Raw genomic sequence first — 24853 nt, forward strand, 5'->3', positions numbered from 1 at the left:
CACAGCAAGCTCGCTCCAACATTGTTACACCATCAGCGGTGATTCAAGGCCTTCAGGATCGCGGCGCTTTCAGCGTCTGGGGTGCCGTCAAACAATGACGGGCGAAAGCGCATCTGGAACGCAGCGATGACGTGCCTTGTGGCCACATCCAGCTCACCGGTCTGCGGCGTCTGGTAGCCCAGGCGCGCCAGCTCTTCCTGGAACCAGGTAATGCTCGGCAACTGCGCGGCGTACTGCACCTGGAACCGGGCCACTGCCTGGGCATCCGGCCACACGGCCAGACCTTCTGCCGCCAAGCGTTTCCAAGGGAACAACGGGCCTGGGTCCAGCTTACGCAGTGGGGCAATGTCGCTGTGCCCGATGATGTTCTTGGGGTCGATGCCATTGCGCTTGCTGATGTCCTTGAGCAGCACGATCAGCGACTGCACCTGCGCTTCGGAATACGGGTACCACACACGCCCCGTCGGCGTATCACTGAACCCTGGGTTGACGATCTCGATGCCGATGGAGCTGGAATTGAGCCAGGTGCGCCCCATCCACTCGCTTTGCCCGGCGTGCCAGGCGCGCTGGCTTTCATCCACCAGCTTGTAGATGGTGCCGGAGGCGTCGTCGCCGATCAGGTAATGGCTGCTGACCTGGCCATGGGTCAACAGCGCCAGGGAACGTTCAAGGTTGGTCGAGGTGTAATGCACCACAACGAACTGCACGCGGTTGTCGTGGTTGACCGAAGGATGGCTGGTGTTCAGGCGCGGGCCGCTGGCGCAGCCGGCAAGCAGAAGAAACGCTAAAGCGATATACAAGGATTTCATGGCGAGAGGCATTACACTGAAAGACGATAATGCAACAGTGTAACGTAAGGTTCATGGCTAGGCGGTCAAATCACAAAATGGAACATCTTTTATGCCGCCTGCACCTGATTACGTCCCGCAGCCTTTGCCCTGTAGAGCGCCTCGTCGGCACGCTTGAGCGCCAGGTCACTGCGCTCGCCGGCCTGAAACTGCGCCACGCCCATGGACACCGTGATCGTTACCGGCTCGCCCTTGAAGTGGAACGGGCACGCTGCAATGGCCTCACGCAATACTTCACCTACGGCCAGGGCATCCGCCAAAGCTGAGTCGGGCATGAGCAGCACAAACTCTTCACCACCAAACCGCGCGATGAAGTCAGTCGGCCGCAGGCGTTTGCTCAGCACGTTGGCGATGATCTTCAAGACCTTGTCCCCTGCCAGGTGACCGTAACCGTCGTTGATGCGCTTGAAGTGGTCCAGGTCGAGCATGGCCAGCGACAGGCTGTTACCGCGCTGATGCCAGGCGTTGACCTCGTAATCGAGGCGTTCGCTCCACTCCGCACGGTTGGGCAGCCCGGTGAGCGGATCGATCAAGGCCTTCTGGCGCTGCACCTCCAGGTGCTCGCGGTATCCCTGGGCCTCCTGCTCCATATGGGCCACGCGTTCAGCCAGGCCTTTGAGGCGTGCGGCCACTTCCTGTTCCCGCAGGTCACGCTGTTGCTGGTGTTCATCCATGGTGCCGAGCAAGCCTTCAAGGTGGCTTTCGAGCACCTGCTTGAGGCTGTCCAGGTCGGCGGCGTCCTGCACGCTGCTTTGCAGGCCGTCCACCTGCTCGCGAATCTGTGTGTCCAACTCCCGCGCGGCCAGGCTGCTGTCGGCGTGGCCGTCGCTGGCGACCTGCAAATGCCCCTGGAATGCCTCGAGACGCTCGTTGAGCTGCTTGAGATAGGCCTCGAACTCATGCTGGCCACTGTCGGTGACCGCCAGCATCAGCACGGCCAGGTCATCCAGGATCGGCAGCAGTTCGTACCAATTCAAACCATGGGCGAGACGCTCACGCATCGCCTCGGCCTGGGGCTGGTGACGTTCGGGCAGGGAAAGGTCTTCCAGCAGGCCGAGCAAAGTGCCTTCAATGTGCTTGGCCACCGAGCTGTAGGACGGTTCAGGCGAATCGGGCAGGGCGTAGGTGCCGTCCGGTTGCAGCTCGTCAGGCTCGGGGCTTTCCAGCACGGGGGGCAGCGACAGGCTGCCGATGGTGGTCTCATCCGGCGTTTCGACTGGAGCCGGCGGCGGTTCGATAAAGGCAGCGAGTGCGCTTTCGTGAGCAGGCTCCGCAACCGGTGGCGCCTGCACGTCGGGCTCCGGTAATTGCGCAGGCGCAATCGACGGCAGCTCTGGAGCGTCGAATACCGGCGTTTCTCTGGCGACCTCTTGCCCTTCGGCCGCGGCAACAGGCGCAGCCTTCAAGGCCACGGGTGTGGGTGACAGCGGTGCAAAGGCACGCAAGGCTTGGGTCAGCTCTTCCGATTGCGCAGGTTCTTCCGGTTCGGGTGCGGGTTTGGGCGCTGCAGGCTTTGGCGCTGCCAATTGCATTGCCGGCAGTGGCTCAGCGTCAACCGGCAATGCTTCACTGGCGGCCTCCTTACTACCGAACAGGCGTTGCAACAGGCCCGGGCCTGGGCGTGCGGTATCGCCTTCAGGCTCCAGATTATTCAGCGCCTGCCCCTGCAGGCTGCTCAGCTCACTGAGTAGCAGGGGTATCTCCCGCGCTTGTGCCACGCGACCATCGAGTTGCTTGGCGAAGGTTTTCAGCGGGCGAGCCACCTCGCGGGGCAACGGCAGCTTTTGCAACTGGGTGACCAAGGCGGTGAGCGCGGTGCTGATCTGGTCGACACGGGTTTCGCGGCGCTGCTCCGAATCCAGCACGGCCTTTTCCAGGCGTGGCAGTAAAGCGGCGAGGGCAGCGTCCATGTCGTCCGTGCGCACGACATCGCGCATTTCCTTCATGCATTGATCGACGGCGCGGTCGGTGCCTTCAGCGGCCAGCGTGCTGCGCACCAGCCCGCGGCGCAGCAAATCGAGGCGGGCAGCCCAGCGGCGTTCGAGTTTGTCTTGTTGCTCGATGCTCTGGAGGTATTTCTCTTTCCAGCGCTGGGCGTCGTCGCTCATGCAAGGGGTCCGCGAGGGCCTGGGCTCAACGCGGGTAATGCATCAGCCGTGAGCGAACCCGGCAGACGAATCTCTACCGCGACCGGCAGGTGATCGGAAATGGGCTGCGCTAGCACCTGCACACTTTCCAGTGTGAGGCTTGGGCTGAGCAGGATATGGTCAAGACAGCGCTGCGGGCGCCAGCTGGGAAACGTGGCTTCGACTTGCGGGGCCAGTAACCCCAGGTCGCGCAGCGGAGAATTCTGCAGCAGGTCGTTGGCATGGGTGTTCATGTCACCCATGAGCACCTGGTGCTTGTAGTTACCAATCAATTCACGCACGTAGGCCAGTTGCAGGTTGCGCGTACGCCCCCCGAGGGCCAGGTGCATCATCACCACCACCAAGGCTTCCGGGCCTTCGCCAAAACGCACAAGGATCGCCCCGCGCCCTTTGGGGCCTGGCAAGGGATGATCTTCAATAGCCGTGGGTTTGAGGCGGCTGAGTACGCCATTGCTGTGCTGCGCCAGGCGCCCCAGGTTGCGGTTGAGTTGCTGATACCAGTACGGGAAGGCGCCCAGCTGAGCCAGGTGTTCCACCTGGTTGATATAGCCGGAGCGCAGGCTGCCGCCGTCGGCTTCCTGCAGGGCGACCAAGTCGAAGTCGCTGAGCAGGTCGCCGATTTTCTGCAGGTTACCGGTACGCCCCTTGTGGGGCAGCAGGTGCTGCCAGCCACGCGTGAGGTAGTGCCGATACTTCTCGGTACTGTTGCCCACCTGGATATTGAAGCTGAGCAGGCGCAAGCGGCTGTCTGCCGGCAGGCCTGTGGACTCCAGGTGATGCTCGTTGACCTGCGGTTCATGCAGGCCAACGACACGCTCGGTACCCCAGCGGCGCATGGCGAGCCCCTTACTTGGCAGCGCGTTCTTTGGCAATCAGTTGGTCAGCAACGTTCAGGGTCGCTTCAGGACCACCGGTGCTGCCCAGGTCGAAACGGTATTTGCCGTTGACGATCAGAGTTGGAACGCCTTGCACGCCGTACTTCTGCGCGAGTTCCTTGGCCTGTTTGATCTGGCCCTGGATAGCGAAGGAGTTAAAGGTCGCGAGGAACTTGTCCTTGTCGACACCTTGAGTAGCAACGAAGTCAGCCATTTCGTCCGGCTTGGTCAGGCGCTTGCCTTGTTTCTGGATCGCTTCGAAGACAGCGTTGTGGACCTTGTGCTCAACACCCATGGCTTCCAGGGTCAGGAACAGTTGGCCGTGGGCGTCCCATGGGCCACCGAACATGGCAGGAATGCGACGGAAGTTAACGTCCTTGGGCAGCTTTTCAGCCCATGGGTTGATAGTCGGCTCGAAGGCGTAGCAATGCGGGCAGCCGTACCAGAACAGCTCCACCACCTCGATCTTGCCGGGTACCGCAACCGGAACCGGGTTAGCCAGTTCAACATAGGTTTTACCGGCTTCAAGCGGCACATCGGCAGCTTGAGCGGTCATGCCGAAGAGGCTGGCAGTGACGAGAGCGGCGCTGAGGATCAGATTACGCATGCTTTACTCCTGGACAAATAAAGTCGCCTCACGCGACCTTTGTTGTGACAGGTCTACGCGGACATGAGTTCGTTAGTGTAACGGCAGCGGCCACAAAAAAGGGCGGCCTGAGCCACCCTTTTTATGCTTGCATCGCGGGATTAATCGAGCGTTAACGCCCAGCCCCGTCAGTGCAGGCCCTGGATATAACTGGAGAGGGCTGCGATGTCTTCGTCGCTCAGCTTGCGAGCGATGGTGCGCATGGTCATGGCGTCCCCATCGTTGGCCCGGCCGGCTTCTTCTTTGCGGAAGTCGGTCAACTGTTTGGCGATGTAGGTGGCATGCTGGCCGCTCAGGTGCGGGAAGCCTGCGGCAGCGTTGCCTGCGCCATTGGGCGAGTGGCAACCGGTGCAGGCGGGCAAGCCTTTTTCCAGGTTACCGCCACGGAACAACTGCTCTCCGCGGGCGACCAATTTAGGATCGGCAGCTCCCACGCTACCCTTCTGGCTGGCAAAATACGCCGCGAGGTCCGCCAGGTCCTGATCGTTGAGATTGGTCAGCAGGCCGGTCATTTCCAGCACCGTGCGCTTGCCGTCCTTGATGTCATGCATCTGCTTGCTCAGGTAGCGTTCACCCTGGCCGGCCAGTTTGGGGAAGTTCGGCGCCGGGCTGTTACCATCCGGCCCGTGGCAGGCACCACACACGGCGGCCTTCGCTTGACCGGCAGTGGCATCACCTTTGACGGGGCCCTCTGCAGCGACGGCAGCGCCTGTGATGCCCAAGGTCAACAGCAGACTCACGATCAGTTTGTTCATCAGCTAATCCAACTACGGCTAAGGGTTTAAGAGTTATCTACCGGGTTTACTCACCATCAAATCAATGACGGCCTGGTAATCCTCAGTACTGCAGTCCATGCACAAACCACGCGGCGGCATTGCCTTGAAACCCTGGGTCACGCACTGCTTCAGCCTGACCATGCAAACTCGGTTGATCCTGTGTAGCCTGAGCGCCGTAAAGCGGAATCAGGGCAGCAGAAGCGAGCAACCGTCGGTCCATACATCGACCTATTCAGGGTTTGAGAGCGTTTTGCGTTCTAATGCGCAATAAAGGTCTTTCGCTCCCGTGAACCTCATCCTTCGCTGGGACAAAGCACACACAAAATCTGCGGCATTATATACTGGCGCTACTGAAACGGAAACGACACCGCTTGCCGCACCCTTTCTCGGCACCGCCCACATCGGAAATCTCATGCAACTCAAGAACCCCATCCTCGGCCTGTGCCAACAGTCCACCTTCATGCTCAGCGCCGCCAAAGTGGACCAATGCCCCGATGACGAGGGCTTTGAAGTCGCCTTTGCCGGCCGTTCCAACGCCGGTAAATCCAGCGCACTGAACACCCTGACTCACGCCAGCCTGGCGCGCACCTCGAAAACCCCGGGCCGCACGCAACTACTCAATTTCTTCAAGCTAGACGATGATCGGCGTCTGGTCGACCTGCCGGGCTACGGTTATGCAAAAGTACCTATCCCGCTGAAGCTGCACTGGCAGCGTCACCTTGAGGCTTACCTGGGCGGTCGCGAGAGTTTGAAGGGTTTGATCCTGATGATGGACATCCGCCATCCAATGACCGACTTCGACTTGCTGATGCTCGACTGGGCTGTCGCCAGCGGCATGCCGATGCACATTTTGCTGACCAAGGCCGACAAGCTCACCTACGGCGCAGCCAAGAACACCCTGCTCAAAGTGCAGTCCGAAATCCGTAAGGGCTGGGGCGATACCATCACGATTCAGCTGTTCTCCGCCCCCAAGCGCATGGGCCTTGAAGAGGCCTACACCGTACTGGCCGGCTGGATGGAATTGGCGGACAAGGGCGCAGAAATCGCCGAGTAACTTTTCTACGGGCAAAAAAAACCCCGGACTTCTTTTGGGGAGGGGAAGTTCGGGGTTCAAGTTCCGGACCGCTAGGGCGGGGTCTGGAATTATCTGCCAACACTTAACACAACATAGGAGCATTGAAGGGCTTCACCACCCATTCAGTAACTCTGAGTGGCAGTTCACAGGTTAAGTTCCGACAGGCTCAAAAAACTATTGGAAATAACTGACGACGGTTTCCGATCTAAACCGCTTCGCCACCACTAACGGTGATGGCAAAGCCGCGGAATCAGTGCGCCTCGTCCCAGTTATCGCCTACGCCTACGTCCACCACCAAAGGCACGTCCAACTGAGCCGCCGCGCTCATATGCTCGCGAATCTTCTCGCTGACCTGCGCGACCAGGTCTTCACGCACCTCCAGCACCAATTCGTCGTGCACTTGAAGGATGACCTTGGCATCCAGGCCCGACTCGGTCAGCCAGTTATCCACCTGCACCATGGCTTTCTTGATGATGTCCGCCGCCGTACCCTGCATCGGCGCGTTGATCGCTGTGCGCTCGGCCGCCGCGCGCTCCTGGGGCTTGTTGGAGTTGATATCCGGCAAGTACAGGCGCCGCCCGAAGAAGGTTTCGACGTACCCCTGATCCGCCGCCTGGGCGCGGGTTCGCTCCATATATTCGCGCACCCCTGGATAGCGAGCGAAGTACACATCGATGTAAGCCTTGGCGGTCTTGGTATCGACGCCGATGTCCTTGCCCAGCTTCTGGGCGCCCATGCCGTAAATCAGGCCAAAGTTGATCGCCTTGGCGCTGCGGCGCTGGTTGGACGTGACCTCATTCAACTCGACCTTGAACACTTCGGCCGCCGTGGCCGTGTGCACGTCCAGGTCATTGCGGAAGGCGTTCATCAGGCCTTCGTCCTTGGACAAATGCGCCATGATCCGCAGCTCGATCTGCGAATAGTCCGCCGCCAGCAGTTTGTAGCCCTTGGGCGCGACAAACGCCTGGCGAATGCGCCGCCCCTCGGCGGTGCGCACCGGGATGTTCTGCAGGTTCGGATCGCTGGAGGACAAGCGCCCGGTCGCCGCGACGGCCTGGTGGTAAGACGTATGAATACGCCCGGTACGCGGGTTGATCTGTTCCGGCAGGCGGTCGGTATAGGTACTTTTGAGCTTGCTCATGCTGCGGTACTGCATCAGTACCTTGGGCAACGGAAAATCATCTTCGGCCAGTTTGGCCAACACTTCCTCAGCGGTGGATGCCTGGCCCTTGCCGGTTTTTTTCAGCACCGGCATGCCGAGCTTCTCGTACAGGATCGCCCCGAGCTGCTTGGGCGAGCCCAGGTTGAATTCTTCACCGGCGATCTCGTACGCCTGGCGCTCCAGCTCGACCATCTTGTTACCCAGCTCGATGCTCTGAATGCCGAGCAGGTCCTTGTCTACCAGTGCGCCCTGGCGCTCGATGCGTGCCAGCACCGGCACCAGCGGGATCTCGATGTCCGTCAGCACACTGGCCAGGCTCGGGATCGCCGCCAGTTGCGCGTACAAGTGCTGATGCAGGCGCAAGGTCACGTCGGCATCTTCGGCCGCATAGGGGCCGGCTTGCTCAAGGGCGATCTGATCGAACGTGAGTTGCTTGGCCCCTTTGCCGGCGATGTCCTGGAAGCTGACCGTGTCGTGGTCCAGGTACTTCTTCGCCAGACTGTCCATATCGTGCCGGGTCGCGGTGGAATTGAGCACGTAGGATTCGAGCATGGTGTCGAAGGCGATGCCGCGCACGGTAATGCCCTGGGCAGGGTCGCCGCCAATGGCGCAGTTGGCCAGGATGTTCATATCGAACTTGGCGTGCTGGCCCACCTTGAGTTTGGTCGGGTCTTCCAACAGCGGTTTCAGGGCCAGCAGCACGGTGTCGCGGTCCAACTGATCCGGCGCGCCGATATAGGAATGGGTCAGCGGGATGTAGGCGGCTTCATGGGGCTGCACAGCAAACGAGACCCCGACCAATTGCGCCTGCTGGGCGTCGATGCCGGTGGTTTCGGTGTCGAAAGCAAACAACGGCGCATCGTGGAGTTTTTTCAGCCACACGTCGAAGGTAGCCTGGTCCAGAATGGTGGTGTAAACCGCCTCTACCGGTACCGATATAACAGCCTCGACCGGCATTTCGGCGGCCGGCGCAACCTCGCTCGCCGATTTGAGCTCGACACGCTTGGCATCGCGCTGAATCTCGTCGTGCCAGCTCTTGAACTCAAGCAGCGTGTACAGCTCCAGCAGCTTTTCGCGATCCGGTTCGATCAGGTGCAAATCATCCAACCCGATATCCAGCGGCACATCGATCTTGATCGTCGCCAACTGATAGGACAGGAATGCCATCTCCTTGTGCTCCTCCAGCTTGGCCGGCAGGGTCTTGGCCCCACGGATAGGCAGGGTCGGCACAATATCCAGCTGCTCATAAAGCTCTTTGAGGCCGCCATTGACTCCCACCAGCAAGCCGGAGGCGGTCTTGGGGCCAATGCCCGGAACGCCGGGAATGTTGTCGGACGAATCCCCCATCAACGCCAGATAGTCGATGATCTGCTCCGGAGCGACGCCGAATTTCTCCTTAACGCCCTCGATGTCCATCGAGCTACCGGTCATGGTGTTGACCAAGGTAATGTGGCCGTCCACCAGCTGCGCCATGTCTTTGTCACCGGTCGAGATCACCACCGGGCGGCTGGCGGCCGCGCTGCTGCGAGCCAGGGTGCCGATCACGTCATCGGCCTCGACGCCCTCGACGCACAGCAACGGGAAGCCAAGAGCGATCACGCTTTGATGCAGCGGCTCGATCTGCAGGCGCATGTCATCAGGCATGCTCGGGCGGTTGGCTTTGTATTCGGCGTACATCTCATCGCGAAACGTCCCACCCTTGGCGTCGAAAACCACCGCAAATGGGCTGTCCGGGTACTGCTTGCGCAGGCTTTTGAGCATGTTCAACACGCCCTTGACCGCACCGGTGGGCAGGCCTTTGGAGGTGGTCAGCGGTGGCAGCGCGTGGAAGGCGCGATACAGATAAGAAGAACCGTCCACCAGGACGAGGGGCGCTTGGCTCATGAGCAGGATCAACCTTTTCGGCGGGTCAGGCGCTAGAATAGCCGGACCAATGAAAACAAAGGGACAAGGTTATCATGCGTACATTCAATCGCCTGCTGTTGACCGGTTTGATTGCACTCGCTCCGATGGCTGCCATGGCGGCAGACAATGCCCCTGGAGGTGATCCGGAAGTTACCATTCGCACGGAAGGCGACAAAACCATCCAGGAATACCGCCAAAACGGCTTTCTGTACGCGATCAAGGTCACCCCGAAGGGCGCACCACCGTACTTTCTGGTACGTGCGGACGGCACCGACGCGAACTTCATCCGCTCTGACCAGCCGGATATGCTGATCCCGTCATGGAAGATCTTCGAATGGAAATGATTTCTTAATTTTAACCGGCGCTGCCCACCGCAGCGCCCGTAACGGCAGTTTTAACCATGTCTGTGTTCACCCCCCTGGCTCGGCCTGAGCTGGAAACCTTTCTCGCCCCTTATGGGCTCGGCCGCCTGCTTGATTTCCAGGGGATTGCCGCCGGCAGCGAAAACACCAATTTCTTTATCAGCCTGGAGCAGGGCGAGTTCGTCCTGACCCTGGTTGAGCGTGGCCCGGTGGCAGAAATGCCGTTCTTCATCGAACTGCTCGACGTGCTCCACGACGCCGACCTGCCTGTGCCGTACGCCCTGCGTACCACCGACGGCATCGCTTTGCGCGAACTCAAGGGCAAACCGGCCTTGCTGCAACCGCGCCTGGCGGGCAAGCACATCAAGGAGGCCAATGCACAGCATTGCACCCAGGTTGGCGAATTGCTCGGCCACCTGCACTTGGCCACCCAGGGCGAAAAGGTACTTGAACGCAAGACCGACCGCGGCCTGGATTGGATGCTCTGCGAGGGCGCGCAACTCATTTCGCACCTCAACGAGGCCCAGCAACGCCTGTTGCGCGATGCGCTGGCCGAGATAGACGCCCACAAGGCCGACATCCTCGGCCTGCCGCGGGCGAATGTGCACGCCGATCTGTTTCGCGATAACGCGATGTTTGAAGGCACGCACCTGACAGGCCTGATCGACTTCTACAACGCCTGTTCGGGGCCGATGCTCTACGACGTGGCCATCGCCTTGAATGATTGGTGCTCGGATGCCGATGGCGTGATTGACGGTCACCGTGCCCGGGCGCTGCTGGGCGCTTACGCGGGGCTACGGGCGTTTACCGCGAAGGAAGCCGAGCTATGGCCGACCATGCTGCGCGTGGCGTGCGTACGGTTCTGGCTGTCCCGGCTGATCGCGGCCGAATCATTTGCAGGGCAGGATGTGTTGATTCATGACCCGGCTGAGTTCGAGCACCGCTTGGCGCAGCGTCAACAGGTCACGGTCCACCTGCCGTTCGCACTTTAAAAGACCGACTCGGCCAATGTGGGAGCTGGCTTGCCTGCAATAGCAGTATCGACTGATACTGCGCTATCGCGGGCAAGCCCACTCCCACAGGGGTTTTGTGTTGCGTGTTAGAGCGACTCCAGGCAACCGGCCAAGTCATTGCCGAGCCTTTCCAGTACCTGCTCATAACCCTGCGCGGTAGCTGGCGTATAGCCACCCAACGCATCCAATTCCGCCAACTTCACCGGCAACCCGGCCACCAGGGTTTCGGCCAAGCGAGGTCGCAACGGCGGCTCGCTGAACACGCAAGTCTTGCCCACTTCCTGCAAACGCGCGCGCATCGCCGCTACGTGCTGCGCGCCCGGCTGCACTTCGGCGGCCACGCTGAACACGCCAGCATGCTTCAAACCGTACGCCTCTTCGAAGTAATCAAAGGCTTCGTGGAACACGAAATAAGGTTTGCCATCAACGCCCGCCAAACGCTGCTTCAGGCGCGCATCCAGCGCGTTCAGGCGTTCTTCGAAGGCCTTCGCATTGCTCTGATAACGCTCGGCATTGGCTGGGTCGGCAACGCTCAGATCGGCCGCCATCCGAGCGGCGATCACACGTGCATTGACCGTGGACAGCCACAGGTGCGCATCCACACTGCCTGGGCGGTGATCGTGATCATGTTCGTCGGCTTCATCGGCATGAGAGTGGCTATCTTCGCCGAAGACGCGCAGTTTCATGCCTGGCAGGTCCTGCACGGCCACCGTTGCCGCTGTACGGCTTTTAAGCACACGCGGCAAAAACGTTTCCATGTCTGGCCCAATCCAGTACAGCAGGTCGACCGACTGCACGCGCCGTACGTCGGATGGGCGCAAAGCAAAGTTATGCGGCGACGCCCCCGGCGGCAGCAATACCTCTGGAACAGCCACGCCGTCCTGCACGGCAGCGGCAATCAGTTGCAAGGGCTTGATGCTCGTCAGCACCTTGACCTCGGCCTGAGCGGCACCCGCAACGAATAAACTGGTGACAAATACGACAAAAACGGGAAAAAGTCGGGACACGATGACCACTCGATGGCGTAGGAACGGGTAACATAATAACGTCTCTATCAAATATCTGTCGCCGCTCATGCCTAAAACACCGCTTGCCAGCCGTCCCCACGACCACTCTCACTGCGTGCACACCGCATTGTCAGAGGCCGACACCCTGTGCGCAAAGAAAGGCTTGCGCCTGACCGCCTTGCGTCGCCGGGTGCTGGAGCTGGTGTGGCAGAGCCACAAGCCTTTGGGCGCGTACGACATTCTCGGCGTCCTCAGCGAGCAGGACGGCCGCCGCGCCGCGCCGCCCACCGTTTACCGTGCGTTGGATTTCCTGCTGGAAAACGGCCTGGTGCACCGTATCGCCTCGCTTAACGCCTTTGTCGGCTGCAACCACCCGGAGCACGCGCATCAGGGCCAGTTCCTGATCTGCCGCGAGTGCCACGCCGCCATTGAGCTTGAACAAAAAAGCATCAGCGACGCCATTATCAAAAGCTCTGCCGACGTCGGCTTCAAGGTCGAAGGGCAAACGGTCGAAGTGGTCGGCCTGTGCGCAGGCTGCCAGGGGGTTTGATGAGCAATGCGTTAATCCGCCTGGAGCAGGTCGGGGTCACGTTCGCCGGGCAAAACGTGCTGGAGAACATCGCACTGAGCGTGGAACCGGGGCAAATCGTCACCCTGATCGGCCCCAACGGCGCTGGCAAGACCACCTTGGTGCGCGCCGTGCTCGGGCTGCTCAAGCCCCACAGCGGCACGGTTTGGCGCAAGCCCAAGCTGCGCGTGGGCTATATGCCGCAAAAGCTGCATGTGGACCCGACATTGCCGCTCTCCGTATTGCGCTTCCTGCGCTTGGTGCCTGGCGTAGACCGCGCCCGCGCCCAGGCCGCGCTTAAGGAAGTCGGCGCCGAACACGTCATCGACAACCCGGTGCAAAGCATCTCCGGTGGCGAAATGCAGCGCGTGCTGCTGGCCCGCGCCTTGCTGCGCGAGCCCGAGCTGCTGGTACTCGATGAGCCCGTGCAAGGCGTCGATGTCGCCGGCCAGGCCGAGCTGTACAGCCTGATCACCCGCCTGCGCGACCGCCATGGTTGCGGCGTACTGATGGTCTCCCACGACTTGCACCTGGTCATGAGCACCACCGACCAAGTGGTCTGTCTCAACCGCCACGTGTGCTGCTCCGGCCACCCGGAACAGGTCAGTGGCGACCCGGCGTTCGTGGAGCTGTTCGGCAAGAACGCCCAGAGCCTGGCGATCTACCATCACCACCATGACCACGCCCATGACCTGCATGGCGCCGTCGTCGATACCCCCCACGTTCATGGAGATAGCTGCAAGCATGGCTGATTTTCTGCTCTACGCCCTGCTGGCAGGCTTGGCTTTGGCACTGGTGGCGGGCCCATTGGGCTCGTTCGTGGTCTGGCGACGCATGGCCTATTTCGGCGACACCTTGTCCCATGCCGCCTTGCTGGGCGTGGCCATGGGCTTTCTGCTGGATGTAAGCCCGGCCATCGCCGTAACCGTCGGCTGCCTGCTGCTAGCCGTGCTGCTGGTGACCCTGCAGCAACGCCAGCCACTGGCCTCCGACACCCTGCTGGGCATCCTCGCACCCAGCACCTTGTCCCTGGGCCTGGTGGTGCTGAGCTTCATGCATGAAGTGCGCATCGACCTGATGGCCTACCTGTTCGGTGACCTGCTGGCGATCAGCCCGACCGACCTGGCCTGGATCCTCGGCGGCAGCGCTGCGGTGCTGGTGTTGCTGGTGGCCCTGTGGCGCCCGTTGCTGGCGATCACCGTGCATGAAGAACTGGCCAAGGTAGAAGGCTTGCCCGTCGCAGGCCTGCGTATGGCCTTGATGTTGCTCATCGCCGTGGTGATTGCTGTCGCGATGAAGATTGTCGGCGTATTGTTGATCACGTCGCTGCTGATCATTCCAGCCGCCGCTGCCCAGCGCCACGCTCGCTCTCCGGAGCAGATGGCAATTGGCGCCAGCCTCCTGGGGATGCTTGCAGTGTGTGGTGGCCTGGCGCTGTCCTGGTTCAAGGACACACCGGCCGGGCCGTCGATTGTGGTTACGGCGGCCGCCCTGTTTCTGCTGAGTTTTGTCCTGCCCCGTCGAGGGGTGTAGACTTGCTCGCTTTTTGCGCAAATAGAGAGTCGCAGGAATGAAGCCGTTCACCTCCCGTTATCTGCTCCTTGCCGCATTTTCACTGCTGCTGGGCGCCTGCCAAAGTACGCCGCCCGCTGCCCCCCAGGCTCCGGATCCGCGGGCTGCGGCCATCGCGCAGCTGGAACAAAACCTGGCCAGCAGCGAATTGGCCACCGCCGAAGACCAACTGGCTGCATTGCAGGCCCAATCGCCCAACGACCCGGCACTTGAGGCCTACCAGCGTCAATTGGCCGAAGCCTACCTGCAGCGCAGCCAGATCGTGCTGCAAAAAGGCGACGTCAACGCGGCCGCCACGGCCCTGAGCCGTGCCCGCGCTTTGATGCCCAAGGCCCCTGCGCTGACCGGTGGCGTCAACAGCGCCATCAGCCATGCGCGCAAAGCCGAATTGGACCAGGCAGAAGCTGCGTTGAAAGCCGCTGAGGCCAAGCCTGCCGCCAAGGTCATCGACCCGGCAGCGCCGAGCACCACCGTGGCGCTGAACCTTGCGGATGTTGAAGACATGCGCCATCAGTTGGACGCCATCGCCACCGATGTGGTGAATTACCAGTGCGACGTCAGCATCCAGGTGCCACGCACCCAGGATTACCCGTGGCTGGCCACGTTACTGACCAAGCGGGTCAAGCGGATTGATTCGGGGTATGACCTGAAGATTCACCGGCAAATCCTGAAACAAATTCCGGCGCAGGTTGTGCTGATTCCGCGCAAGGCGGACTAAAAGCATCGCAGGCAAGCCAGCTCGCACATTTGAACAGTGTGAGAGCTGGCTTGCCTACGATGACGATCTAACAAACAACCGATAAGTTAAGCCGGAATCGCCTTGGATTTCGGCTCACGCGCCCACACTCGATGCTGGGCAATCGCCGCAAAGAAGGCCTTGAACGCCTTGGCATCCGCGCCCACGATCAACCCCGCATCCTCCTCCAGTTTCAGCAGGTCCAGCAACGGCTTCACATCGCTGGCTACCGCAATCGCCTTCAGGTGTTTGTAGGCTTCCAGTACGTAATGCAACGCCACGCCATCACCGCTCAGCGCCTTCACGGACTCTTTGCCACCCGGGATAAACACTGCGTCGAAGGCAATGGACGGCATGCCTTCCATCGAGGCGTCGACCGGCAGCGTCTTGCCCTGCGCGGTGGTCACCGGCGCCGAAGTAGGCCCCAGCAACTTGGCATGGGCGCCTTCAGCTTCAAGCGCGGCTTTTAACGCGTCAATGGCCGCACCATCAACGCCGTTGGCTGCCAGAATCGCCACTTTGCGCGTTTTGATATCGCCCGACAGCAAGTTCACCTGGCTCAAGGCTGGCGATTCTTTCAACGACGTTTCACGGGCAGGCACGGTGCCCTTGGTCGGCGCCGGCAAGCCCAGGTTCTGCGCAACGCGCTTGGCCAGCTCCAGGTCGATATTGGCCAGGATCTCGTTGACCTGGCGCGCACGGATGAACTCGCGCTCCACCTTGCCCAGCTCAAAACTGTAGGCCGCGATAATGTGCTCTTTCTCGTGGTGGCTCATGCTGTTGTAGAACAGCGTCGCCTGGGAGAAATGGTCACCGAAGGATTCGCTGCGCTCACGTACTTTGTTGGCATCGACGCGCTCGTAGTAGGACTCAAAGCCACCATCGGTAGGACCAGCAGGGGTTTCTTTCGGCCAACCACCATCAATAGAGTTTGGCTCGTAGGACGCACGACCCTTATCAATCACGGTGCGATGCTGAGCGTCGCGCTGGCCGTTATGAAAAGGCACGACAGGCCGGTTGATTGGAATCTCATGAAAGTTCGGCCCGCCCAGTCGGCTGATCTGGGTATCGGTGTAGGAAAACAGACGGCCCTGCAGCAATGGGTCGTTGGTGAAGTCGATGCCCGGCACGATGTGACCCGGGCAGAACGCAACCTGCTCGACTTCAGCGAAGAAGTTGTCCGGGTTACGGTTGAGCACCATTTTGCCCAGCGGCGTGATCGGTACCAGTTCTTCTGGAATGATCTTGGTCGGGTCGAGCAAGTCGAAATCAAACTTGTGCTCGTCTTCTTCGGCCACGATCTGTACGCCCAGCTCCCACTCAGGGTAATCGCCGCTTTCAATCGCTTCCCACAGGTCACGACGGTGGTAGTCCGTATCTTTACCGGCCAGCTTTTGCGCCTCATCCCATACCAGCGAGCAGGTGCCGACTGTTGGACGCCAGTGGAACTTCACGAAGCTGGACTTACCTTCGGTATTGATCAAACGGAAGGTGTGTACCCCAAAGCCCTGCATGGCGCGCAGGCTTTTTGGAATGGCGCGGTCGGACATGGCCCAGATCACCATGTGCGCGGATTCCGGTTGCAGCGAAACAAAGTCCCAGAACGTATCGTGGGCCGAACCGCCGGTAGGAATCTCGTTATGAGGCTCGGGTTTCACCGCGTGGACGAAGTCAGGAAATTTGATCGCATCCTGGATGAAGAACACCGGCATGTTGTTGCCCACCAGGTCGAAGTTGCCTTCGTCGGTGAAGAACTTCACGGCAAAACCGCGCACGTCACGCACGGTGTCGCCGGAACCACGCGGGCCCTGCACCGTGGAAAAACGTGCGAACACCGGGGTTTTATGCTCAGGCGTGCGCAGGAAACCTGCCTTGGTCAGCGCCGAATGGTCGCCGTAACTCTGGAAATAGCCATGGGCCCCCGTACCACGGGCATGCACGATGCGCTCGGGGATACGCTCATGGTCAAAGTGCGTGATCTTTTCACGCATGATGAAGTCTTCCAGCAGCGAAGGGCCGCGGGCGCCGACTTTCAGGCTGTTTTGGTTGTCGGAAATCTTCACGCCCTGGTTGGTGCGCAGGGCCTGGCCGGTCGCGTCGGAACGGAATTCTTCCAACGCCTGCAGCTTGGCGTTGGTGTTGCCACGGTCCAGGGTATCAGTGCCCGCGAGTTCACTCTTCGGCGGGGTGGCTGGCTTCTTGGTACTCATCAGTCAAAACTCCTTATTCAAAGTGGCCAGAGCGGTCCCCGGCTCGTTTGAGCAAAACCCCAGGCACGGCACCTGGGAAATCGAGTTGCTTAAGTAGTGACTGACTTGGTTTTGCACCGTTCCTTTTTTATGACCTTTGATCGCGTTATTGCCAAATGACTGGATGAATACGAAATAAATGCTAAGAAACGCTATACGGACAGGCTAAAATGCGCGCCCGGCTAACCGCTGATCCCTTTTCAATGCGCCCCACAAGGTTCGCTACGTGATCGAGTTTCAAAACGTCCATAAAACCTACCGCGTCGCCGGTAAGGATATCCCCGCCCTGCACCCCACCAGCCTGCGCGTCGAGAACGGCCAGGTGTTTGGCCTGATTGGCCATTCGGGTGCCGGTAAAAGCACCCTGTTGCGCCTGATCAACCGTCTGGAAGAGCCCAGTGGCGGCCAGATCAAGGTGGATGGCGAAGAAGTCACTGCGCTGGACGCCAACGGCCTGCGGCGCTTTCGCCAGCAGGTCGGGATGATCTTCCAGCACTTCAACTTGCTGGCGTCCAAGACCGTGGCCGACAACGTCGCGCTGCCGCTGACGCTCGCCGGTGAACTGTCGCGCAAGGAAATCGACCAGCGTGTGGCTGAGCTGCTCGCCCGCGTCGGCTTGTCGGACCACGCCAAGAAGTACCCGGCGCAGTTGTCCGGCGGCCAGAAACAGCGCGTCGGCATCGCCCGAGCCCTGGCGACCAAGCCAAAAATCCTGCTTTGTGACGAAGCCACCAGCGCCCTCGACCCGCAAACCACGGCGTCGGTCCTGCAACTGCTGGCCGAGATCAACCGCGAGTTGAACCTGACCATCGTGTTGATCACCCATGAAATGGACGTGATCCGCCGCGTATGCGACCAGGTCGCCGTCATGGACGCCGGGGTAATCGTCGAGCAAGGCTCGGTGGCCGACGTGTTCCTGCACCCCAAGCACCCGACCACCAAGCGCTTCGTACAAGAAGCCGAACAGGTGGACGAAGGCGAGCAGCGCGACGACTTTGCCCATGTGCCAGGCCGTATCGTGCGCCTGACGTTCCAAGGGGACGCGACCTACGCGCCACTGCTGGGTACCGTCGCACGGGAAACCGGTGTGGACTACAGCATTCTTGCCGGTCGTATCGACCGCATCAAAGACATCCCTTACGGGCAACTGACCCTCGCCGTCACCGGCGGTGACATGGAAGCCGCGTTCGCACGCTTCACCGCCGCCGACGTTCACATGGAGGTCCTGCGCTGATGGACGTTTTCCTGAGTTTCTTCGCCAATATCGACTGGTCTGAAATCTGGCTCGCCACCGGCGACACTATGACCATGCTGTTCGGCTCGCTGTTCTTCACCGTGCTGCTGGGCCTGCCTCTGGGCGTGCTGTTGTTCCTGACCAGCCCGCGCCAGCTGTTCGAACAAAAAGGCCTGTACGCGCTGTTGTCGCTGATCGTGAATATCTTGCGCTCGCTGCCGTTCATCATTCTGTTGATCGTGATGATTCCGTTCACGGTACTGATCACCGGCACGTCGCTGGGTGTCGCCGGCGCGATCCCACCACTGGTCGTCGGTGCCACGCCATTCTTTGCTCGCCTGGTGGAAACCGCCCTGCGCGAAGTGGACCGTGGCATCATCGAAGCCACCCAGGCCATGGGCGCCACCACCCGCCAGATCATCACCAATGCCCTATTGCCCGAGGCCCGCCCTGGCATCTTCGCGGCGATTACGGTGACGGCGATTACACTGGTTTCCTACACCGCGATGGCTGGTGTGGTCGGTGCTGGCGGCCTGGGCGACCTGGCAATCCGTTTTGGCTACCAGCGCTTCCAGACCGATGTGATGGTGGTCACTGTGGTGATGCTGTTGATCCTGGTGCAAATTCTGCAAACCGTCGGCGACCGGCTGGTGGTGCATTTTTCTCGTAAATAACGGCCATTGCCGGCGTGCAGCCGGCAGATGCCCGAACAAGGAGCTTGCTGGATGAAAAAACTACTGGTTGCTTTCGCCGCCGTGGCTGCGTTTTCCGCCCACGCCGAGACTATTACGGTCGCTGCTTCGCCGGTGCCTCACGCCGAAATCCTCGAATTCGTGAAGCCTGCCCTGGCCAAAGAAGGCGTGGACCTGAAGGTCAAAGTCTTCACCGACTATGTGCAGCCGAACGTACAGGTGGCTGAAAAGCGCCTGGATGCCAACTTCTTCCAGCACCAGCCGTACCTGGATGAATTCAACAAAGCCAAAGGCACTCACCTAGTGAGCGTCGGCGCTGTGCACCTGGAACCTCTGGGCGCTTACTCCAGCAAGTACAAAAAACTGGCCGACCTGCCTGACGGCGCCAACGTGGTGATCCCGAACGACGCCACCAACGGCGGCCGTGCGCTGTTGCTGCTGGCCAAGAACGGCCTGATCATCCTGAAGGACCCGACCAACATCCTGTCGACCATCAAGGACATCACCGGCAACGATAAAAACCTGAAATTCCGCGAACTGGAAGCCGCCACCTTGCCGCGCGTGCTGACCCAGGTCGATCTGGCGCTGATCAACACCAACTACGCCCTGGAAGCCAAGCTGGACCCATCCAAGGATGCCCTGGTGATCGAAGGCAGCGATTCGCCTTACGTGAACATCCTGGTAACCCGCGAAGACAACAAGGATGCGGACGCGGTGAAGAAGCTGGTCGCAGCTCTGCACACGCCTGAAGTGAAGAAATTCATCGAAGAGAAGTACAAAGGCGCGATCAAACCGGCGTTCTGATTTCTCCTGATCTGATCGTTCCCACGCTCCGCGTGGGAACGCCTCTTGTGACGCTCTGCGTCACGCTTGGGGACGCAGAGCGTCCCTAACTGCATTCCCACGCAGAGCGTTGGAACGATCATCAGGTGCTCACTTGCGCTGAAGCAACCCCGGCAACTGCGCCACCAGCTTCTGGTTGTTCAATGGCGCACGAATAAACCCACGCTGAGTACCATCCGGGCCGATCAGTGCCAGGTTACCGCTGTGGTCGACGGTGTAGTTCGGCTTGCTGGTATCCGCCGGAATGAAGGGAATGCTCACCGCATTCGAAACCTTCTGTACATCCTCCACATTCGCGCCAGTCAGGCCTTGGAACTGTGGGTCGAAGTAACCCAGGTACTGCTTGAGCTGCGCCGGGGTATCGCGGTTCGGATCGACGCTCACCAGGATCACCTGCAACTTATCCACAGCCTCTTTGGGCAGTTCGCTCTTGATCTGGCGAAGCTGGGCGAGGGTGGTCGGGCAGATATCCGGGCAGAAGGTGTAACCGAAAAACAGCAGGCTCCACTTGCCCTTCAACTCATTGACCACCACCGGCTGGCCTTCCTGGTCGGTCATGGCCACCGCTGGCAACTGGCGGCTTTGCGGCAGCAGAATGATGCCAGCGTCGATCAGCGCAGTGGGATCGCCCTGGCCTTTGCCCGAGAGCACTTTGTTGACGGTCAGGCCCATAATCAACGCCACCAGGGCCACGAGGATGAAGACGGTTTTTTGAGTTCGAGTCATAGGTTCAACAATAAGTAGTGGTCTACGAGCAGGGCGATAAACAGCAGCAGCAAGTACCAGATAGAGTACTTGAACGTGTTGATCGCCGCGTGCGGCTGGCTGCCACGGTACAACACCCAGGCCCATTGCAGAAAGCGCGCACCCAATACCAGCGCAAAGCCCAAGTAGAGCAGCCCGCTCATGTGGATAACGTAGGGCATCAGGCTCACCGCCAGCAGGGCGAAGGTGTATAGCAGGATATGCACCTTGGTGTAGTGCTCGCCATGGGTGACCGGCAGCATCGGGATGTCGGCCATGGCGTATTCCTCTTTGCGGTGAATAGCCAGGGCCCAGAAGTGTGGCGGAGTCCAGGCGAAGATGATCAGCACCAGCAGCAAGGGCTCGGCACTCACATGCCCAGTGACAGCCACCCAACCCAGCAGCGGCGGCGCCGCACCGGCCAGACCGCCGATGACAATATTCTGCGGCGTCGCTCGCTTGAGAAAGCCGGTATAGATCACCGCATAACCCAGCAGCGAAGCCAAGGTCAGCCACGCCGCCAGCGGGTTGGTGAACGCCAGCAGCAGGGCCAACCCTGCAATCGCCAGGAACAACGCAAACGCTAACGCCGCCATCGGCGAGACACGCCCCTCAGCCATCGGCCGCTTGTGAGTGCGCGCCATCACGGCATCAATCCGTCGATCGACCACATGATTGACCGCCGCCGCGCCGCCTGCACACAAGGCAATGCCGAGGTTGCCGAACACCAGCACTGTCCAGGGCACCCCGGCGCGGGTGGCGAGGAACATGCCCACCAGCGAAGTAATCAGCATCAGCACCACTACTTTGGGCTTGGTCAGCTCCAGATAGTCACGCCAGATCGCCCGGTCGCGACGTGCGCCGATCACGGTCGCCATGGCAGTTCTCCTTTAAGGGTGATAAGGCCCGACACCTGTTTGCGCGGGATAAAACGCCAGCCGAACAGGCGCGGGTGACGCACCCGAACCAGGCTGGTGCGCGCGTGATAATTGACCAGCACCAGCGTCATCAGCAACGTTGCCCCGCCAGCGTTGTGCGCGACCGCCACCGGCAGCGGCAGGCCGAACGCCACATTGCTCACCCCCAGGCAGATCTGCGCAGCCAGGGCGATCAACAGCAGGCCGGCCAGGCGCGTCATCCCTACTGCTCGCAGTTGCCAGGCCAAACCGAGCAGCACGAGCGTGACCAGCACGGCGCCGATGCGATGCGTCAGGTGGATGGCAGTGCGCGCTTCGCTGTCGAGCTGGCCCCCCAGATAATTGGGGCCGATGTGCTGGGTCAGGTGAAAACCATTGGCGAAGTCTGCCGTCGGCCACCATTGGCCATGACAGGTGGGCAAATCGATACAGGCCACCGCTGCGTAGTTGGAACTGACCCAGCCGCCCAGGGCGATCTGCCCGATCACCAGCACCAGGCCCGCCGTCGCCCAATATTGCAGGCGCTTGGGCACGACCAGCGCCGGTAGTACGCCGGACAGCCGCAGGGTCAGCAGAAACAGGAGGCTCAAGGTCGCAAAGCCGCCCAAAAGGTGCCCTGTGACCACTTGCGGCCAGAGCTTCAAGGTCACGGTCCACATGCCAAACGCCGCTTGGGCGAACACCACCGCCAGTAGGAACAGCGGCAGCTTCACGGGCTGGCCCGGATCACGTCGATGACGCCACGAACGCGCCGCCAGCAGCGCGATCAACAGGCCCAGGCTGCCCGCGAAGTAGCGATGGGTCATCTCTGCCCAGCCTTTGTCGGCCTCCACCGGCGTGTCGGGAAAGTGCAACTCGGCATGGGCCAGTTGGGCTTCGCTTTGCGGCACGCTGATAAAGCCATAGCAGCCCGGCCAGTCCGGGCAGCCGAGACCGGCGTGAGTCAGGCGGGTATAGGCGCCGAGCAGCACGACAAACAACGCCAGAAGCGTGGCAAACAGCGCGAGGCGAAATCCAGGCTTGGCCATGAGGGTGCCCTTATCCGATGTTCGACAGTTTCAGCAGCAAGCGCAGGTCGTGGAGCAAGTCCTTGCCCTTGACCTTGGCGTCGTAGCGCAGCACCAGATTGCCGTGGGGGTCGACGATCCACAGTTGCGCATCGCCGGGCGCAGCAGCGTTCCTGGTAAAGGTCGACACATCCAGCGGGTAGCGCTGCAGCTGTGGATATTCGGCCTTGAGCTTGGCCTCGTATTCGCTGCTCAACGGTTGCGCGCCGGCCAGGGCATGGCTGGCACGGGATGCATCCCGGCCAAGGCTGATCTGCAGCTGGCGCGCCAGGTACACCAGTTGCTGGCAATCAGCGGCACAGGCGGCGGGAGCGGTGACCAGCAGTTGCCAGCGCTGTTCATCGGCCTGCACGCCAATGTCGGCGCGGGTTTGGCCGTTGCCGATCAGTTCGCCGTGATAGCTGCGGCTGTCCGGCACCCAGAACTGCAATTTGTACATGAAGGTGGCCAGCGCCATCGGGCCGATCACCATCATCAAGATCAAAATCAGCTGCCAGCGCCCCTTGCGCCGATCAGGCGTGTCAGATGTGCTGGGTGGATTCATGGCCGCTCCCATGGGGCTTCTCCTTTTTGTTATGCCATCCGAGGTAGAGGTAAAGCGCCAGCAACGCCATGGCCATGGCGAACCATTGCACAGCGTAGGCCAGGTGTTTTTCCGGGCCCATGGCGACGACGGGCCAGGTGGTTTCGTAGGTACCGGGGCCCGCTTCGGCACGCAGTTCATAGTCAAAACCGCTGCGCCCCAGTTCGTCCCACAGCGCGGCGGGGTGCAGTGCGGTAAGCAGGCGCGGCCATTGCGTGCTGGCCGGGTCGGCATGCAGTTGGAAGGTCTCGCCGGGGGCGACGTACACCCAGGCGTCGAGGTTCAGCGTCTGTTCAGGAGTAGTAAAGGCGGGCGCGATACGCCTGTCCGGCCAGGGCAGCCAGCCGCGATTGAGCAACAGCCACAGGCCGCTGGCCTGGTCATGAAAGGGTTGCAGCAACTCGACACCGGCCTTGCCGTCACGCATGCGGTTATCCAGCAATACGCTGTGTTCACCATCCAGTTGCCCGCGAAGGTGAACACGACGGAAGGCTGGATCAGCCATGTCATTGAGCTGCGCACTGCTGACCGGCTCGGCGGCGCGGCGCTCGGCATAACGGTCTACCAACAGTTGCTTTTCATGCCCGCGGGACAATTGCCAAAACCCCAGGCCCACCATCAATGGCAGCAACACCAGTACCACCAGCGTCGGCGCGATGCCCGGACGAAAGCGTTGCATGGCACTGGCTATACTCGATCTCATCGCCCCTCCCCAATTAGCCCGGAGCCAGACCATGCTCAAAGCCGCCATTGCCCTGATGCTGATCGCGACCGTCGTGAGCCTGTTCAGTGGCTTGTTCTTCTTGGTCAAGGACGAGGGCAACTCCAACCGCCTCGTCACTGCCTTGACCGTGCGTGTCACGCTGGCCGTGATCACCGTGGGCTTGATCGCCTGGGGCTTTTTCAGCGGCCAATTGGTCTCTCATGCGCCGTGGTAAGCGGCGTCACAGCACATAGACAAAGAAAAACAGCCCGATCCACACCACGTCCACAAAGTGCCAATACCAACTGGCCGCCTCGAAACCGAACTGGTGCTCGGCATTGAAATGCCCGCGCAGGATGCGCATCAGCATCACAAACAGAATGATGGTGCCGATGGTCACGTGGGCGCCGTGAAAGCCCGTGAGCATGAAGAACGTCGCGCCGTACACGCCTGAACCCAGGGTTAGGCCCAACTCTTTGTAGGCGTGGATGTATTCCTCGGCCTGGAATCCAAGAAACGCCAAGCCCAGCAGCACGGTGATCGCCAGCCAGAGTTTCAGTGCACCACGATGGCCTTTGCGCAGGGCATGGTGGGCAATGGTGATGGTCACGCTGGAACTCACCAGCAGGATGGTATTGACCAATGGCAGGCCCCAGGGGCTGATGGTGCCTTTGGGCGCAGGGTAGAGCTTGGGGTCGGGGTTGTTCAGCAGGGGCCAGGCAAACTCGAAGTTCGGCCACAGCATGTGCGCAATGCCCTTGGGCCCCTCGCCCGCCAACCAAGGCCCAGCCCAGACGCGCACGTAGAACAGCGCACCAAAAAAGGCGATGAAGAACATCACCTCCGAAAAGATGAACCAGGTCATGCCCCAGCGGAACGAGCGGTCCATCTGGGCGCTGTACAGCCCAGCACGACTTTCCTTGATCACCGCGCCAAACCAGCCAAACAGCATGTAGGCCAGCAGCAAACCGCCGACGAAAAAGATCCACGGCCCGTGGGATTCAGGGCGCGCGGCCTTCAAGTCGTTGAACCACACGGCCAGGCCATACACGGTGACCAGCAGGCCAATCGTGGCAATTATTGGCCATTTGCTTTGCGCTGGTACGTAGTACGTATCATGAGTCGACAT

The 24853-nt window shown here is 60.7% G+C and carries 25 protein-coding genes and 1 pseudogene; 11 read left to right on the top strand and 15 right to left on the bottom strand.

Annotated features, from left to right (window positions below; genetic code table 11):
* Positions 1-32 precede the first annotated feature (32 nt).
* The 6 genes and pseudogenes from FXO12_RS17840 to FXO12_RS29070 form a co-directional block, all read right to left on the bottom strand.
* The gene (locus FXO12_RS17840) at positions 33-809 is read right to left on the bottom strand and encodes an N-acetylmuramoyl-L-alanine amidase (RefSeq protein WP_054897230.1); all 777 of its coding nucleotides are present in this window, start codon (positions 807-809) and stop codon (positions 33-35) included.
* Between the two features lie 89 nt (positions 810-898).
* A complete protein-coding gene (locus FXO12_RS17845) occupies positions 899-2956 on the bottom strand; it encodes a GGDEF domain-containing protein (RefSeq protein WP_057975174.1) in 2058 nt (685 codons plus the stop codon).
* A complete protein-coding gene (locus tag FXO12_RS17850; RefSeq protein ID WP_003187377.1) occupies positions 2953-3831 on the bottom strand; it encodes an endonuclease/exonuclease/phosphatase family protein in 879 nt (292 codons plus the stop codon). Before FXO12_RS17850 ends, FXO12_RS17845 begins: the two co-directional genes overlap by 4 nt.
* Positions 3832-3841: 10 nt before the next feature.
* Positions 3842-4477 (bottom strand): thiol:disulfide interchange protein DsbA, encoded by a 636-nt coding sequence (gene dsbA / locus FXO12_RS17855; RefSeq protein WP_003187375.1) that lies wholly within the window; start codon positions 4475-4477, stop codon positions 3842-3844.
* 167 nt (positions 4478-4644) lie between these two features.
* Entirely contained in the window at positions 4645-5271 is a 627-nt protein-coding gene (locus FXO12_RS17860; protein WP_014716340.1) for a cytochrome c4, read from the bottom strand.
* 33 nt (positions 5272-5304) lie between these two features.
* Positions 5305-5512: pseudogene (locus FXO12_RS29070) on the bottom strand (cytochrome).
* 192 nt (positions 5513-5704) lie between these two features.
* On the opposite strand from FXO12_RS29070, the gene yihA reads away from it, so the two are divergent.
* On the top strand, positions 5705-6346 hold the full coding sequence (gene yihA, locus FXO12_RS17865) for a ribosome biogenesis GTP-binding protein YihA/YsxC (protein WP_003187369.1): 642 nt from the start codon (positions 5705-5707) through the stop codon (positions 6344-6346).
* A 271-nt stretch (positions 6347-6617) separates the two neighbouring features.
* Here the strand turns inward: yihA and polA are convergent, their stop codons facing one another.
* Positions 6618-9413, bottom strand: a complete 2796-nt coding sequence (gene polA / locus FXO12_RS17870) for a DNA polymerase I (protein WP_057975175.1) — start codon at positions 9411-9413, stop codon at positions 6618-6620.
* A gap of 74 nt (positions 9414-9487) precedes the next feature.
* Here polA and FXO12_RS17875 point away from each other — a divergent pair, with 74 nt between their 5' ends.
* Together FXO12_RS17875 and FXO12_RS17880 are read left to right on the top strand one after the other, a co-directional pair.
* On the top strand, positions 9488-9778 hold the full coding sequence (locus tag FXO12_RS17875) for a DUF2782 domain-containing protein (RefSeq protein ID WP_054920914.1): 291 nt from the start codon (positions 9488-9490) through the stop codon (positions 9776-9778).
* 56 nt (positions 9779-9834) lie between these two features.
* A complete protein-coding gene (locus tag FXO12_RS17880) occupies positions 9835-10788 on the top strand; it encodes a homoserine kinase (protein WP_054920916.1) in 954 nt (317 codons plus the stop codon).
* A gap of 107 nt (positions 10789-10895) precedes the next feature.
* Here FXO12_RS17880 and FXO12_RS17885 read toward each other — a convergent pair whose 3' ends face one another.
* Entirely contained in the window at positions 10896-11825 is a 930-nt protein-coding gene (locus FXO12_RS17885; protein ID WP_054920919.1) for a zinc ABC transporter substrate-binding protein, read from the bottom strand.
* 58 nt (positions 11826-11883) lie between these two features.
* Between FXO12_RS17885 and zur the strand changes: the two genes are divergently transcribed.
* Genes zur through FXO12_RS17905 form a run of 4 tightly spaced genes read left to right on the top strand, consistent with a single transcriptional unit; the run spans position 11884 to position 14674 of the window.
* Positions 11884-12366, top strand: coding sequence for a zinc uptake transcriptional repressor Zur (gene zur, locus FXO12_RS17890; protein ID WP_014716336.1), 483 nt, complete (start codon positions 11884-11886; stop codon positions 12364-12366).
* Complete coding sequence (gene znuC / locus FXO12_RS17895) at positions 12366-13136, top strand: zinc ABC transporter ATP-binding protein ZnuC (RefSeq protein ID WP_003187361.1); 771 nt, start codon at positions 12366-12368, stop codon at positions 13134-13136. The genes zur and znuC overlap by 1 nt, the downstream gene beginning before the upstream one ends.
* A complete protein-coding gene (gene znuB, locus FXO12_RS17900) occupies positions 13129-13917 on the top strand; it encodes a zinc ABC transporter permease subunit ZnuB (protein WP_034129232.1) in 789 nt (262 codons plus the stop codon). Before znuC ends, znuB begins: the two co-directional genes overlap by 8 nt.
* A 37-nt stretch (positions 13918-13954) precedes the next feature.
* Positions 13955-14674, top strand: coding sequence for a PA5502 family lipoprotein (locus FXO12_RS17905; protein ID WP_057975177.1), 720 nt, complete (start codon positions 13955-13957; stop codon positions 14672-14674).
* An 86-nt stretch (positions 14675-14760) separates the two neighbouring features.
* Here the strand turns inward: FXO12_RS17905 and katE are convergent, their stop codons facing one another.
* The gene (gene katE / locus FXO12_RS17910; protein WP_054897236.1) at positions 14761-16902 is read right to left on the bottom strand and encodes a catalase HPII; all 2142 of its coding nucleotides are present in this window, start codon (positions 16900-16902) and stop codon (positions 14761-14763) included.
* 265 nt (positions 16903-17167) lie between these two features.
* Between katE and FXO12_RS17915 the strand changes: the two genes are divergently transcribed.
* The 3 genes from FXO12_RS17915 to FXO12_RS17925 are packed head-to-tail and all read left to right on the top strand — an operon-like array spanning position 17168 to position 19671.
* A complete protein-coding gene (locus FXO12_RS17915; RefSeq protein WP_034129230.1) occupies positions 17168-18175 on the top strand; it encodes a methionine ABC transporter ATP-binding protein in 1008 nt (335 codons plus the stop codon).
* Complete coding sequence (locus FXO12_RS17920; protein ID WP_003187354.1) at positions 18175-18849, top strand: methionine ABC transporter permease; 675 nt, start codon at positions 18175-18177, stop codon at positions 18847-18849. The genes FXO12_RS17915 and FXO12_RS17920 overlap by 1 nt, the downstream gene beginning before the upstream one ends.
* A gap of 51 nt (positions 18850-18900) precedes the next feature.
* A complete protein-coding gene (locus tag FXO12_RS17925) occupies positions 18901-19671 on the top strand; it encodes a MetQ/NlpA family ABC transporter substrate-binding protein (protein WP_057975178.1) in 771 nt (256 codons plus the stop codon).
* A 129-nt stretch (positions 19672-19800) separates the two neighbouring features.
* Here FXO12_RS17925 and FXO12_RS17930 read toward each other — a convergent pair whose 3' ends face one another.
* From FXO12_RS17930 to FXO12_RS17950, 5 genes are read right to left on the bottom strand one after another with little or no spacing between them, the layout of a single operon-like run.
* Positions 19801-20436: an SCO family protein gene (locus FXO12_RS17930; protein WP_034129228.1), complete on the bottom strand. Its 636-nt coding sequence runs from the start codon at positions 20434-20436 to the stop codon at positions 19801-19803.
* Positions 20433-21332, bottom strand: a complete 900-nt coding sequence (gene cyoE / locus FXO12_RS17935) for a heme o synthase (protein ID WP_034129227.1) — start codon at positions 21330-21332, stop codon at positions 20433-20435. The genes FXO12_RS17930 and cyoE overlap by 4 nt, the downstream gene beginning before the upstream one ends.
* Positions 21320-22399 (bottom strand): heme A synthase, encoded by a 1080-nt coding sequence (locus FXO12_RS17940; RefSeq protein WP_057975179.1) that lies wholly within the window; start codon positions 22397-22399, stop codon positions 21320-21322. The genes cyoE and FXO12_RS17940 overlap by 13 nt, the downstream gene beginning before the upstream one ends.
* A 10-nt stretch (positions 22400-22409) precedes the next feature.
* Entirely contained in the window at positions 22410-22994 is a 585-nt protein-coding gene (locus tag FXO12_RS17945; RefSeq protein ID WP_057975180.1) for a hypothetical protein, read from the bottom strand.
* On the bottom strand, positions 22960-23724 hold the full coding sequence (locus FXO12_RS17950) for an SURF1 family protein (RefSeq protein WP_054897241.1): 765 nt from the start codon (positions 23722-23724) through the stop codon (positions 22960-22962). The genes FXO12_RS17945 and FXO12_RS17950 overlap by 35 nt, the downstream gene beginning before the upstream one ends.
* A 31-nt stretch (positions 23725-23755) precedes the next feature.
* Between FXO12_RS17950 and FXO12_RS17955 the strand changes: the two genes are divergently transcribed.
* On the top strand, positions 23756-23959 hold the full coding sequence (locus tag FXO12_RS17955) for a twin transmembrane helix small protein (protein ID WP_003187345.1): 204 nt from the start codon (positions 23756-23758) through the stop codon (positions 23957-23959).
* A gap of 6 nt (positions 23960-23965) precedes the next feature.
* On the opposite strand, the gene FXO12_RS17960 is transcribed toward FXO12_RS17955, so the two are convergent.
* Complete coding sequence (locus FXO12_RS17960) at positions 23966-24853, bottom strand: cytochrome c oxidase subunit 3 (protein ID WP_003187344.1); 888 nt, start codon at positions 24851-24853, stop codon at positions 23966-23968.

This window comes from Pseudomonas sp. J380 (genome assembly GCF_009827115.1).
GTDB classification, from domain to species: Bacteria; Pseudomonadota; Gammaproteobacteria; order Pseudomonadales; family Pseudomonadaceae; genus Aquipseudomonas; species Aquipseudomonas paracarnis.